Annotated in this window: 11 protein-coding genes; 8 read left to right on the top strand and 3 right to left on the bottom strand. The window is 62.3% G+C overall.

The window, feature by feature from the left end; all coding sequences use genetic code 11:
• The first annotated feature begins 40 nt into the window (after positions 1 to 40).
• From BV911_RS01600 to clcA, 6 genes are all read left to right on the top strand, one after another.
• On the top strand, positions 41 to 511 hold the full coding sequence (locus BV911_RS01600) for a DUF6446 family protein (RefSeq protein WP_086051821.1): 471 nt from the start codon (positions 41 to 43) through the stop codon (positions 509 to 511).
• 126 nt (positions 512 to 637) lie between these two features.
• A complete protein-coding gene (gene glyS, locus BV911_RS01595; protein ID WP_086051820.1) occupies positions 638 to 2,920 on the top strand; it encodes a glycine--tRNA ligase subunit beta in 2,283 nt (760 codons plus the stop codon).
• A gap of 58 nt (positions 2,921 to 2,978) precedes the next feature.
• Complete coding sequence (locus BV911_RS01590) at positions 2,979 to 5,525, top strand: putative PEP-binding protein (protein ID WP_086051819.1); 2,547 nt, start codon at positions 2,979 to 2,981, stop codon at positions 5,523 to 5,525.
• Between the two features lie 165 nt (positions 5,526 to 5,690).
• Complete coding sequence (locus BV911_RS01585) at positions 5,691 to 6,356, top strand: cell wall hydrolase (protein WP_086051818.1); 666 nt, start codon at positions 5,691 to 5,693, stop codon at positions 6,354 to 6,356.
• Between the two features lie 208 nt (positions 6,357 to 6,564).
• The gene (glmM, locus tag BV911_RS01580; RefSeq protein WP_086051817.1) at positions 6,565 to 7,911 is read left to right on the top strand and encodes a phosphoglucosamine mutase; all 1,347 of its coding nucleotides are present in this window, start codon (positions 6,565 to 6,567) and stop codon (positions 7,909 to 7,911) included.
• Between the two features lie 112 nt (positions 7,912 to 8,023).
• Positions 8,024 to 9,346, top strand: a complete 1,323-nt coding sequence (clcA, locus tag BV911_RS01575) for a H(+)/Cl(-) exchange transporter ClcA (protein WP_086051816.1) — start codon at positions 8,024 to 8,026, stop codon at positions 9,344 to 9,346.
• A 76-nt stretch (positions 9,347 to 9,422) separates the two neighbouring features.
• Here clcA and ilvC read toward each other — a convergent pair whose 3' ends face one another.
• Positions 9,423 to 10,445: a ketol-acid reductoisomerase gene (gene ilvC / locus BV911_RS01570; RefSeq protein WP_086051815.1), complete on the bottom strand. Its 1,023-nt coding sequence runs from the start codon at positions 10,443 to 10,445 to the stop codon at positions 9,423 to 9,425.
• Between the two features lie 140 nt (positions 10,446 to 10,585).
• Here ilvC and BV911_RS01565 point away from each other — a divergent pair, with 140 nt between their 5' ends.
• Both BV911_RS01565 and BV911_RS01560 read left to right on the top strand, forming a co-directional pair.
• The gene (locus tag BV911_RS01565) at positions 10,586 to 11,044 is read left to right on the top strand and encodes an Lrp/AsnC family transcriptional regulator (RefSeq protein ID WP_086052015.1); all 459 of its coding nucleotides are present in this window, start codon (positions 10,586 to 10,588) and stop codon (positions 11,042 to 11,044) included.
• Positions 11,041 to 11,499: an Lrp/AsnC family transcriptional regulator gene (locus BV911_RS01560; RefSeq protein ID WP_086051814.1), complete on the top strand. Its 459-nt coding sequence runs from the start codon at positions 11,041 to 11,043 to the stop codon at positions 11,497 to 11,499. The genes BV911_RS01565 and BV911_RS01560 overlap by 4 nt, the downstream gene beginning before the upstream one ends.
• Positions 11,500 to 11,510: 11 nt before the next feature.
• Here the strand turns inward: BV911_RS01560 and BV911_RS01555 are convergent, their stop codons facing one another.
• Together BV911_RS01555 and BV911_RS01550 are read right to left on the bottom strand one after the other, a co-directional pair.
• Positions 11,511 to 12,434 (bottom strand): ATP-grasp fold amidoligase family protein, encoded by a 924-nt coding sequence (locus tag BV911_RS01555; protein ID WP_086051813.1) that lies wholly within the window; start codon positions 12,432 to 12,434, stop codon positions 11,511 to 11,513.
• A 43-nt stretch (positions 12,435 to 12,477) separates the two neighbouring features.
• Positions 12,478 to 13,674 carry a UbiH/UbiF family hydroxylase gene (locus BV911_RS01550; protein WP_086051812.1) on the bottom strand — a complete coding sequence of 399 codons (1,197 nt, stop codon included), beginning with the start codon at positions 13,672 to 13,674 and terminating at the stop codon, positions 12,478 to 12,480.
• Positions 13,675 to 13,701: the final 27 nt, after the last annotated feature.

Here is a 13,701-nt window from a genome sequence, read left to right as displayed (position 1 = left end):
ATCGGCCCCGGGCGGGCCTAAAATCGCCCCTGAGGACAGCATGAACGGCAAGATTCTTGGAAGTATCATCCTTGGCGCGGCCCTGATCGCGGGGGGCGCACTGTATTACTTTCAGGTCTACTATTTCTACGACCGGCTGGACCCGGCGACGGTGTCAATCGGACTGGTGCCGATTGCGGGCGATGCGTCCGAAGCCATCCCGACGACGGAGTTGCAGGCGATTAACGCGACCAGCTCGCCGATCCGGTTCCGGGCCTGCTTTGCGACGCCGGTGTCGCTGGCCGCTCTTACTGAAACCTACCAGACCTATCCCGCAGCCGAGCCTTTGACCGCGCCCGGCTGGTTCGATTGTTTCAATGCCACAGAAATCGGCACCGCGCTGGAAGACGGCTCTGCGGTGGCGTTTTTAGGGCAAGACGGGATCGGGGATGGGGTTGACCGGGTCATTGCGGTGTTCCCTGATGGCCGTGCTTTTGCGTGGCATCAGCTGAACGAGACCTTCACGGACTAGACGGATGGCGCAGGTTTGCGTCCTTCTGCGATTGCCTTTTGCGCCCTGCCACTGGTATCGGCCTGTTTCATGAGAGGCGCGCTCGATGTGCGCCTTCGGATTTTTCTTCTACGCTAGGGAATGACCATGCCCGACCTTCTGATCGAACTCTTCTCTGAAGAAATTCCTGCCCGGATGCAGGGCCGGGCTGGCGCTGATCTGAAACAGCTGGTCACCAATGGATTGGTCGAGGCTGGTCTGACCTATGCCGGCGCCGCCGCCTTTACCACACCGCGCCGACTGACGTTGACGGTGCAGGGTCTGACCCCGCACAGCCCAACCACCCGGGAAGAGCGCAAAGGCCCGCGCGCCGACGCGCCACAAAAGGCCATCGACGGCTTTCTGCGCGCCACCGGCCTCAGCTTGGACGATCTGGAACTGCGGGACGAGAAGAAGGGCCAGATCTATTTCGCCAGCATCGAAAAGCCGGGCCGTCCCGCAGCTGAGATCGTGGCCGAGGTTCTGGGCGCGGCCATCCGCAATTTCCCATGGCCGAAATCGATGCGCTGGGGCGCGGGCGATCTGAAATGGGTCCGGCCGCTGCATAGCATCTTGTGCATTCTGCATGACGAGGCTGGCGCAGAGGTTGTGCCGCTGGAGGTGGCCCATCTGAGCGCTGGCAACACCACCCGCGGGCACCGGTTCTTGTCGCCCGACGCCTTCACCGTGACCTCGTTCGAGGATTACACCACCAAGCTGGCCCGGGCCCATGTGGTGTTGGATGCCGGGGCGCGCGCCGAGACGATCTGGCACGACGCCACCAATCAGGCCTTCGCCCAAGGGCTGGAAGTGGTCGAAGATAAAGGCTTGCTGGCCGAAGTGGCCGGTCTGGTCGAATGGCCGGTGGTGCTGATGGGCGAGATCGGGGCCGAGTTCCTGGGTCTGCCGCCCGAGGTGCTGCAAACCTCGATGAAAGAGCATCAGAAGTTTTTCTCGGTGCGCAATCCGGCCACCGGACGGATCGAGAAGTTCATCACCGTCGCCAATGTCGCGACCGCCGATCACGGCGCGACCATTTTGGCGGGCAACCAGAAGGTGCTGGCCGCCCGACTGTCGGATGCCAAGTTCTTCTGGGAAAATGACCTGCGGGTGGCGAAGGCGGGCATGACCGACTGGACCGACGCGCTGGCCAATGTGACCTTCCACAACAAACTGGGATCCCAAAAGGACCGGATTGAGCGGATCGCGGCACTGGCGCGCGAGATCGCGCCGCTGGTTGGTGCCGACCCGGATCAGGCCGAACAGGCGGCCCGGATCGCCAAGGCGGATCTGTCGTCGCAAATGGTCTATGAATTCCCGGAATTGCAGGGCGTCATGGGCAAGTATTACGCGCTGGAAGCTGGGCTGGCCCCCGAGGTCGCCGCCGTGGCCGAAGAGCATTACTCGCCGCTGGGCCCATCCGATGGAATGCCGACCGCGCCGCTGTCGGTGGCGGTGGCGCTGGCCGACAAAATCGACACCCTGACTGGGTTCTGGGCCATCGACGAAAAGCCCACCGGATCAAAAGACCCGTTTGCGCTGCGGCGCGCGGCCTTGGGGGTGATCAGGTTGATTTTCGAAAATGGCGTCCGCGTCAATCTATCTACGTTGCTTCGTTCCGGAGTGCGCTCAAATTATTCAGTGCTTGTCACTGAACAACGTTTCTATGCGGTAGTAGGAAACTTGGCTGAAGATGATACAGGTGCTGGATTAACGTACTTCAACGAAAGCACAGAGAGTGACGTGAATATCTCTTATTATTCGCTTCGAACGGCCGCCGCCGCTGACGAAATCAAGACCCTCGAAAGACAAATTCTAGATGAGCGTGGCTTCGCTTGGCCAATCCAAAAAATTGGCTCTGTAGAGTGGGAATTGCTTGCCTTCTTCCACGACCGACTCAAAACCTACCTCCGTGACCGCGACATTCCGCATGACGTCATCGACGCCTGCCTAGCCATGCCCGGCAATGACGACCTGACCCTGCTGGTCAAGCGGGCCGAGGCGTTGGCGGCGTTCCTAAAGACCGATGATGGCGAGAACCTTGTGCAGGGGTTCAAGCGGGCCAACAACATCCTGACGCAGGCCGAGGCGGCGGATGGGGTGGAATATTCGTACGGGCCGGATGTGAAGCTGGCCGAAGGGCCCGAGGAAAAGGCGTTGTTTGCGGCGCTGGACCGGGCGGGGGGGGCGATCTCTCCGGCCATCGAGGCCGAAGATTTCGCGTCGGCCATGGCCAGCATGGCCTCCCTGCGCGCCCCCATCGACGGGTTCTTTGAGGCGGTACAGGTCAATGGCGACAGTCAGATCCTGCGCCGGAACCGGCTGAACCTGCTGTACCGGATTCGCACCACCTGTCTGGCGGTTGCGGATCTGACGCGGCTGGACGGATAGGGCTTTCTAAGCGCAGGGACGCCGAGTAGGCTGGCCGCGCGAAGGAGCGCGGACCGGCATGAAACTGGCGACGTTCAAGGATTTCACCACCATCACCTCCACAGCGTCCCTGTTGGTGGCGCAACATGGTGGCCGGGCGAAATGCCTGCAGCGGTTGGTGCGTATGGGTTTGCCGGTGCCGCGCACTGTCGCCCTGTCCTTCGAAGCGGTCACGGGCATTTCCGCGGGGCGGATGCCGGATGTCGCCCGGCTGCTAAGCACCTTTGGCACAACGCCGCTGGTGTCGGTCAGACCCAGTTCCGAGGACCCGGATTGGGGCGGCCCGGGGGCGGTTCTGAACATCGGGATGAACAATGCCCGCCATGCGGCGATGATCGACAGCCATGGTGCCGCCGCCGCGAACGCCCTGTATTTGCGGTTCATCCGCACCTATGCCGTTCAGGTTGCCCATCTGGACGATGCTCTGTTCGACCCTGCCGCCGATCCGAGCGCTGACAGCGTCGCCACCGCCTTGCGCGGCTTCGAGGCTGAGACCGAACAGCCGTTCCCGCAAAACCCAGAGGTGCAGCTGGCTGGGGTTCTGCGGTCCATGGCGCGGGCGTGGTTCAGCACCTCGGCCCGGCTGCTGCGGCAGGCCCGGGGTGCGCCGGTGGAAGCGGGGCTGGGGCTGGTGGTGCAAGAAATGGCGCTCGGGGTGGGGCCGGACGAATCCGGATCGGGGGTAATGCAGTTCGTGAACCCTCAGACTGGACAGCCGAAGATTACCGGGCGCTATCTCAGTCAAAGTCAGGGACGAGATGCCCTGACCGACCGCGCCGGGGCGATCTATCTGACCCGTGATCCCCGCGGACCATCGCTGGAACAGGTCTGTCCCGAAGTCTTTGATCAGTTGGTCGGCTATGGCGACCTGTGCCGGCAGCGGTTGCGCGACGAGATGCAGTTGGAATTCACCATTCAGGCCGGGCAGTTGTCGATTCTGGATGCGGTCAAAGTTCAACGCAGCGCCGCCGCATCGGTTCGGATTGTGATCGCCCTGTGTCAGGATGGGATCATTTCGCGCACCGACGCCTTACTGCGGGTGGCCCCGCGCGCGCTGAGCGAGTTGCTGCATCCCCAAGTCGATCCGACGGTGCCGGGCATCATCGTGACCCGGGCGATTGCAGCCAGCCCGGGCGCGGCTGTGGGCACGCTGGTGTTCTCAAGTACCCGGGCGCAAGCCATGGCCGCCCATGGCGAGACTTGCATTCTGGCCAAGCGTGAGACCACGCCGGACGATGTGCGCGGCATGCACGCGGCTGCCGGCATCTTGACCGAGCGGGGCGGCATGAGCAGCCACGCGGCGGTGATCGCGCGGGGCTTGGGCGTGCCTTGCGTGGTCGGGGCGTCGGAGCTGCGGATTGACCGGCGCGCCGGAACCATCGAATCGGCCAGCGGCCATATTTTCCGCGAGGGCGACGTGATCACATTGGATGGCAGTTCGGGCGCCGTGTTGGCGGGGGCCATGCCGATGCTGCACCCGGCCCTTGACGAGTCGTTCGAGACCTTTCTGTCATGGGCGGACGACGTGCGGGACATCGGCATTCGGGTCAATGCCGATACCCCGGAAGACGCGCAGATCGGGCACCGGTTCGCGGCGGATGGTATTGGGCTGTGCCGGACGGAACATATGTTCTTTGCCGAAGAACGGCTGACCGTCATGCGTGAGATGATCTTTGCCGACACCCCAACGGACCGGGATGCGGCGCTGGCCCGTCTGCTTCCGATGCAGCGGACAGACTTCAAGCGTATTTTCCGGATCATGGCGGGCAAGCCGGTCTGCATCCGGTTGTTCGATCCGCCATTGCACGAATTTCTGCCCCATGACCGCGAAGGCATTTTGGAACTGGCCGAAGCGCTGAGCCGTCCGGTCAGCGATGTGCAGCGCCGCATCGACGCCTTGGCCGAATTCAATCCGATGCTGGGCCTACGCGGGGTTCGGCTGGGCCTGACGCTGCCGGAAATCTACGACATGCAGGCCCGTGCGATCTTTGAGGCGGCGTTGGAAGTGTCCGAAGACGGGGCAACGGTGGTGCCGGAAATCATGATCCCGCTGGTTTCGGCATGCCGGGAAGTGGAAATCGTCAAGGGCCGGATCGATGCCATCGCGGCGGCAGTACAGGCCGAGCGCGGGGCGCCGGTGACCTATCGCCTTGGAGTTATGGTCGAAACGCCGCGCGCGGCCCTGATCGCGGGGAAGTTGGCGGCGCATTGCAGTTTTCTCAGCTTTGGCACCAACGATCTGACCCAGATGACCTATGGGTTGTCGCGCGATGATGCGGGCCGCTTCATGGGAAGTTATGTTCGGCAGGGCGTCTTTTCCGAAGATCCCTTCCACGTGCTGGACCGCGATGGGGTGGGCGAATTGCTGCTGATCGGAGCGCAACGTGGTCGGTCGGCCCGGCCGGATTTGGCCCTGTCGATCTGCGGTGAGCATGGCGGCAACAGCGATTCTATCGCCTTTTGTCGGGACGCAGGCTTTGACTATGTCTCCTGTTCGCCCTTCAGGGTGCCGCAAGCTCGGCTGGCAACGGCCCAACTTGCGCTGATATCCGCTCATCGCGATTGACGAGCCAAGGCGCTGAATTAAAAACCACTTTACAACTCCAATCGGCAGAAATCCACCGATCGGAAAAGATTTTGGAACCGATTGCAGAGTCGCGGATTTGCCAAATCCTTAACAGACCGGGTACGAGCATCGCTGTCGAGGAAACTATGGGTAAACTTTGTGACAATGCGAATGGGACTTCTGGCCCTGCTGACAAGCCTGACAATGACGGCTGCCGCAGCAGACACGACGGTGAGTACATCTAACGATCCGACTGCTGGCTTTGCCGGTCAATTGGAAAAGCTGTTCGGCCAGGAAAAGACGGCGATGGCGTCGATCAAGGATGGGGACCTGAAAAATCTGGTCACTCCGGCCGCCAAAGTCACTGTGCCTGTGGATTACACGAAGTCTTGGCTGGCCACGATCCCGGCGCCGGTTGAGCGGAGCGAGGCCCTGAATTGCCTGTCCGAGGCCCTGTATTTTGAAGCGCGCGGCGAAAGCGTGAAGGGCCAGTTCGCGGTGGCAGAAGTTATCCTGAACCGCGTTGCTTCGTCCTCTTATCCGAACACGGTGTGCGGCGTGATCAATCAGGGCACGGGGCGCAAGTTCCAATGCCAGTTTACCTATACCTGTGACGGAAATCCCGAGACGGTTCGGGAAAAGGATGCGTTTATTCAGGTGTCGAAAGTCGCGGAAGTCAGCTTGGCCGGTGCGCCGAAGGCGTTGACCGATGGCGCGACCCACTACCACACCCGGGCCGTGAAGCCGTCTTGGTCGCGAAAGTTTCCCCTGACGGCCAGCATTGGCGTCCACCGGTTCTATCGTCAGCCAGAGCGCGTCGCGACACGCTGACCCTTCGAGCCGCCGCTTAATTTTCTTTGCCGGAAACTGGTGTCGCTGACATGGGTCAGCGGCAGGAATATGCCGCTTCGGTTGTGATCCCAGACCCTGCCCCCCTTGCAGAGCCGGGCGCAGCCGTGCAGATGTGATCTTCTGGTGCCCGGGCAGAGGCCTCGGCTCAGGTTCCGGCCGATCGGAACCGCGACGAGGGAGACACAACATGGACGATCGCAGGCTGTTTGGCACGGACGGGGTTCGGGGTCAGGCCAACACTTTCCCAATGACCGCAGAACTGGCGTTGCGCCTTGGCGCGGCGGCGGGGCGCTATTTTGGCCGCGATCAGACCAATGGCCATCGCGTGGTGATCGGCAAGGACACCCGCCTGTCGGGCTATATGCTAGAAACTGCGCTGACCGCCGGGTTGACGTCGACCGGCATGAACGTCCTGCTGCTGGGTCCGGTTCCCACGCCTGCGGTTGGTTTCCTGACCCGGTCCATGCGCGCCGATCTCGGCATCATGATTTCGGCCAGCCACAATCCGTCGACCGATAACGGCATCAAGTTCTTTGGCCCGGATGGTTTCAAGCTGTCCGATGACGCTGAGGATGAGATCGAAATTCTGACGCGCGGGGACCTGATCCCGGCGCAACCTCAGAATATCGGGCGGGCACGCCGGATCGATGATGGGCCGGGGCGCTATGTCGAATACGCCAAAACCACCTTTCCCAAGGATGTGCGCCTGAGCGGCCTGAAGGTTGTGATTGATTGCGCCCATGGCGCGGCCTATCGCGCGGCGCCCGAGATTTTGTGGGAATTGGGCGCCGAAGTGATCCCGATTGGGGTCGCCCCGAATGGGCGCAACATCAATGACAAGGTCGGTTCGACCTCGCCAGAAGCCGCGGCCGCAGCGGTGCGGGAACACGGGGCCGATGTCGGGATCAGTCTGGACGGCGATGCCGACCGATTGATTGTGTTGGATGAGACCGGGCAAGTGGCGGATGGCGATCAACTGATGGGCCTGTTGGCCAGTCGCTGGGCCGCTGACGGGCGATTGCGCGGCAATGCGTTGGTGACCACCGTGATGTCCAACCTCGGGCTCGAGCGGTTCCTGCAAAGCCGGGGCATCGCCATGCTGCGCACCAAGGTCGGCGACCGCTATGTGGTCGAGGCCATGCGCGAGGGCGGCTATAATCTTGGCGGCGAACAATCCGGCCATATCGTGATGACCGACTACGCCACCACCGGCGACGGTCTGGTGGCCGCGCTTCAGTTTCTGGCCGAGATGGTGCAGACCGGACGCCGGGCCTCGGAACTGATCCAGGTGTTCACGCCCTGTCCACAACTCTTGAAGAATGTGCGCTATTCCGCAGGGTCTGACCCGCTGGCGGCGGGCTTGGTTCAATCTGCCATTGCCGACGCCGAAGACCGTCTGAGTGGGCATGGGCGCCTGCTGATCCGCAAATCCGGCACCGAGCCGCTGATCCGGGTGATGGCGGAATGCGAAGATCCCGCCATGCTTGAGCAGGTGGTCAACGATGTGGTCTCTGCGGTTCAAGCGGCCGTCTGATCGGCTTTGTCGTTGGGCTGATTGGGGGCCGCGACGCCGTGTCGGGTTCCTATTTCGGTCCCTGATGCGCCATGACTGAGGCAAGTTAGACACCCACAGAAAGACAGGCAGAATGGCCCGACTCTTGACTTCACATGGAACGGGTTCTGGTCGTCAGCCATCGCGCGTGCTGGCGCTGGGGCTGCTGGCTGTGCTGGTGGGATTGCTGACCGGGGTGGTTGGGGCCTGTTTCCGGATGGCGTTGACGGCGGCCGAGGCGTTTCGCGGCACTGTTATCACATGGGCGCATGGGCAACCTTACGGCATGGCAATTGTCATAGGCGCGTGCATGACGGCCACCGCCATCGCCGCATTTTTGGTGCGCCGGGTGGTGCCGGAAGCGGCTGGAAGCGGCATTCCGCATGTGGAGGCTCAACTGGAGGGCGAGGCTAAGCCTGCGCCGCTTTGGCTGATCCCGGTGAAGTTCGTGGGCGGGGTGCTGGCCATTGGGTCAGGCTTGGCACTGGGGCGCGAAGGCCCGAGCATTCAAATGGCCGCGGGGATCGCCAACATGATCGGCCGGGCGTTTCGGCGTAGCATCTCTGATTGTCGCGAACTGGTCGCTGGGGCTGCGGGGGCCGGGCTGGCCACTGCCTTTAACGCCCCTTTGGCCGGGGCTGTCTTCGTGCTGGAGGAATTGGTGGGGCGGTTCGAGCCGCGGATCACCGTCGTGGCGTTGGGGGCATCGGCCGCCGCAATTGCCGTCTCGCGTTTGATCGTGGGCGACCATCATGATTTCATCATGCCGGTCCTGACCTCCTCCCGACTAGAGCATATTCCGATCTATTGTCTGCTGGGTATCTTCATCGGCGTTATCTCGATCGTCTATAACCGCAGCCTGCTGGCGACGGTGGCGGTCACGGACCGGCTGAACCGGGTGCCTGAATTGCGCGCTGCGGTCATTGGGGCCGGGGTTGGCGTCGTTGCGTGGTATGCGCCGCACATGGTGGGCGGTGGCGATCCGATCACCCAGCAGGCGCTTTTGGGGGTCGGCACCCTTGCGCTGTTGCCCGCCTTTTTCATGCTGCGTCTTGTTCTTGGGGCGCTGTCCTATTCCGCCGGCACGCCGGGGGGGCTGTTGGCGCCGGTACTGGTGCTGGGGGCGCAAGCCGGATTGTTTGCCGGACTGGCCGTGCAAGCGCTGGCACCGGTGCTGGGCATCCAACCCGAAGCGATGGCAGTGGTCGGGATGACCGCCTTTTTCGTCGGGGTGGTGCGCGCACCGTTGACCGGAATCGCGTTGGTGACGGAAATGACCGGAAGTACGCAGCTGTTGCTGCCCATGCTGGCCGCCAGTTTCAGCGCCATGGCGGTTCCGACAATGACGGGCGATGCCCCGGTCTATACCTCGTTGCGCAAACGTGTCGCCGCGCCGGATCGTTCGACCCCCTCCTAACGCAACAGCCCCGCGCCGGTCGGGCGCGGGGCTGCAATTGTGGTCTCGTCGTGAACGTCAGTGCGTTCAGTTGAGATCAGTTCTTTTCTTTGTCGACCATCTTGCCAGCCGAAATCCACGGCATCATGCCGCGCAGTTTCGCACCGGTTTCTTCGATCAGGTGCTCGTCATTGGCACGACGCGACGCTTTGATCGTCGGCTGACCCACGGCGTTTTCCAGCATGAAGTCGCGCACGAACTTGCCTTTCTGGATGTCGGACAGAACGTCCTTCATCCGGGCTTTGGTTTCGTCGTAGTTCAGGATGCGCGGGCCGGTGACGTACTGGCCGTACTCTGCGGTGTTGGAGATCGAGTAGTCCATGTTGGCGATGCCGCCTTCATAGATCAGGTCCACGATCAGCTTCACTTCGTGCAGGCATTCGAAATAGGCCATTTCCGGCGCGTAGCCAGCTTCGACCAGCGTTTCAAAGCCGCAACGGATCAGTTCGACCAGACCGCCACAAAGAACCGCTTGCTCACCGAACAGGTCGGTTTCGCACTCTTCGCGGAAGTTGGTCTCGATGATGCCCGAACGACCGCCACCGATGGCCGAGCAATAGCTCAGGCCGATTTCCAGCGCTTTGCCGGATGCATCTTTGTCGACAGCCACAAGGCACGGCACGCCGCCGCCTTTGACATATTCGCCGCGCACGGTGTGGCCCGGACCCTTGGGGGCCATCATGATGACGTCGATGCCTTCTTTCGGCTCGATCAGGCCGAAATGGATGTTCAACCCGTGAGCAAACGCAATCGCCGCACCGGGCTTGATGTTGTCATGCACGTATTTCTTGTAGGTCTCGGCCTGCAATTCGTCGGGCATTGTGAACATGATCAGGTCAGCCCAAGCCGCAGCTTCAGCGATCCCCATGACGGTCAGGCCTTCGGCTTCGGCTTTCTTCGCCGACTTCGACCCTTCGCGCAGGGCAACTGCCAGGTTCTTCGCGCCGCTGTCACGCAGGTTCAGGGCGTGGGCGTGGCCTTGGCTGCCATAGCCCAAGATCGCGACCTTCTTGTCTTTGATCAGATTGATGTCGCAATCGCGGTCATAGTAAACGCGCATGGTTTGGTCCTTCCGTAGTGCCGTTATGGCTTTGTGTTGCGCAGTCTACCGCCTTTACGGCGATGGTTTGCAGAGAGTTGCCCTGTTTTGCCATTAATGTGAAATTGTCATGCGTGAAATTGCTTGATAGTAAGATGTTCATGCAACTTGATGATCAAGATCGCCGCCTCCTGCGCTTCTATCAAGAGGATCCGTCGCTCAGCGCGGCGGCCTTGGCTGAACGCACAGATATGACCCGCGCCACCTGCTGGCGACGGCTGGAAAAACTGACCGCAGCCGGGATCATTCAGGGCCGCCGCGCCGTGATCGACTGGGTGCGCCTTGGCTATGAGGTCGAGGTGAGCTTGCGGATCACCTTGGACAAGACCCAAGCCGGGGCCTTCGATACGGTCATTGCACAGGCGCGCGACATCCCAGAAGTGATCGAGATTCAGACCTTTCTGGGTCGGATTGACTTGCGGCTGTCGGTGATTGCGCGGGATATGCGGCATTATCAGGACATCTATCGTAGCCGCATCCTAACCCTGCCGCATATCGCTGATCTGGAACCATTGATGCGCGTCGCCACCATCAAACAGACCGAAAGCCTGCCGCTGTGAGCGATCTGGACGATACCGACCGGGCGCTGCTTCGGGCGCTGTCGCTGGATGCCGGGCAAAGCGCCGGGGCGCTGGGGCGGCGGTTCGGGCTTAGCCAGCCCGCCACATGGCGCCGCATCCGCCGGTTATCGGACTTGGGTATTCTCAGCGGCGAGCGGTTGGTGTTGGACCATGAAAAGCTGGGCTTTGGCGTCACGGTTTTTCTGGGCATCAAGCTGGCCGCGCGGGGGCGGGTCAGTCTGGAAGACTTTGAACGCGCCATCACCGCCATTCCAGAAGTGCAGACCGTGCTGCACGTGTTGGGCCGCTATGATTATCGCCTGAAAGTGGTGGCCCGGGATTTGGCCGATTTCGAACGGGTCTTGCGCCGCCGGATCATGACCTTGCCCTCAGTGGGCGAGGTCGAGGCCAATGTCCTGCTCAGCGAAGAACGCCGTCCCGGGCCGTTGGGCTGAGCCGGGCTGCGTCAGGCTTTGCCCGGCAGGGTCCACATTTCTCCTAGCGTCAGATCGATCGCGGGCGGGGTGAACGGGTTCATCCCACTGCCGCGATAGAACGTCAACTCGTTCAACCAGAACCGATTGTTTGTGAACATAAAATCGACCCGAACATAGTCAAAATGCCGCCCGATCGCCCGGGCAATCGCCAGCGCGTCGTGAAAGCAACTGGGCTCCGCTTCCAGTACATCGGATGCAGGATACACGCCCTGAAACGGCAGCGCGGACCACGTGTCATCCACATTGTCCTGACGGTAGTCGCCAAAGATGTCATGGTCGATCTGGGCAAACCCCAACCGGTCCCCGAACATGTTGAATTTCAGATCGCGCAGGGCGTCGCCGGGGGCGCCGGTCAACAGTTCCTCGGCCAGAATCCGGCGCGGAATATGCTGATAGGCCCATTCGTGCTTGTCGACGCCATAGCTGAGCCGCAACCACCGGGCACAAATTTGGCGTAGTTTGGCCTCATCTACCGGTTGCCCCGCCCGCAAAAAGGCATTGCGGCCGCTGGCATGATTGGCCTTCAGGGCCAGATCGGCGGGCAGGGCAGAGAAATCCAACTCGTCCGGGTGCGCCGCGGCGAGATAGAGCTTTGGAAACAGGTCGGCGCTTGCCTCAGCGCCCAGAATGTCCCGAACCACATCGCGCATCCGCAGCTTGTCAGAGGCTTGGATGAACAGTGGGTTGCGGTCGTAGAGCTTCCGCCACGTGATCTTTTCGTTGAAGGTCCGCGGCTGGTCCAGATCGGGGGCATAGCCGACCCGTTTCTGAAACAACGCGCGCAAGGCCGGAAACCCCCGTGCCGCATCACGCTGCGCGTTCAGACGCAGGCGGGCATCATGAAGGTAATCGCCCATCCGGGAACGCTTTGGCAGTTGTTTCTGAATGTGCATCTGTGCGGCGCTTTTCCCGGTTAGGATTGTGTCTTGGCTGGGCTCAGGTGGCGCCAAGACCGGCTTTCATCACGCTTCGGCGCAGCACTGGCAGGTCGTGCAGCAGGCCGAGCCCGCGCATCCGCAAATCGCGCAGAGCTTGGGTGTCGATCATTGAAGCGCGGTTCAGGGCGTCAACGCCCAGCACCCGCGCCAAGGCCGCTGGCCGCCGCGTCCGGTTATAGCGGTCCAATTGCGCCAATGTCCCCAAACCGTCGGGATCGGCTGCGACCAGATCAATCAGATCGCGAATATCGCCCAGCGACATGTTCAGGCCTTGTGCGCCGATGGGCGGCACCACATGCGCCGCCTCGGCCACCAATGCCACACGCTCGCCGTTAAACCGCTCGGCAAGTTGGCTGATGATCGGCCACAGGCTGCGCCCGCCGATCAGGCGCAGTGGCCCCAGCAGGCTGCAAGACCGTTCGGTGATCGCGTCGTTGAATGCCGGTTCCGGCAAGTCCATCAGCCGCTGCGCCTCGGCGCTGCGTTCCATCCAGACGACGGCGGAACAGGGGCTGCCGTCTTGGTCGGGCAACGGCACAAGGGTGAATGGCCCGCCAGTGCGATGCACTTCGGTCGAGACATCCTGATGCGGCACCGGATGGCAGACGGCGAAGGCCAGCGCTTTTTGACCGTATCGCGTCTGGCGCATGGCAATCCCGGCACCGGCGCGAACTTGCGAATTGCGGCCATCCGCAGCCACCACCAGCCGGGTGCGCAGCCGCGATCCGTCGCTGAGGGTGACCCGCGCCTCTGTCAGCCGGGCCAGCACCCCAGAGACACTGACCCCGGTGCGGTGGGTCACGCTGGCCGCCGCGGCCAGCCCAGCAGTCAGCTCCCGGCGCAGCACCTGATTGGGCAGGTTCCAACCAAAAGGCAGCGGACCCACATCCTGCGCGTCGAAGTCGCGAATCGTTCTGGCTTCTCCGGCGGCGCCGCCAGCATCGACGATCCGCATCACCTGCAACGGGCTGGCCAGCGGCGCGAGGCGTGCCCACAGGCCGATCCGATCCAGAAAAGCGCGCGATGGCTGCAACAGCGCGGTGGAGCGCAGATCGGGGCCGCGCGGGCCACCCGGTCCGGCCGGATCGACGCAGAGGGTGCGCAGCCCGAGACTGCCAAAGCCCGCTGCCGCCACCATGCCTGCCAGACCGCCACCGGCGACCACGACGTCATAGTCTTCAACCGATCCAGTCATCCTGATCTCCTTGCCGACATTGAGACC

The sequence above is a fragment of the Pseudoruegeria sp. SK021 genome, assembly GCF_002119405.1.
Lineage (GTDB): Bacteria > Pseudomonadota > Alphaproteobacteria > Rhodobacterales > Rhodobacteraceae > Meridianimarinicoccus.
This window is presented reverse-complemented; position numbering and strand designations above follow the sequence as displayed.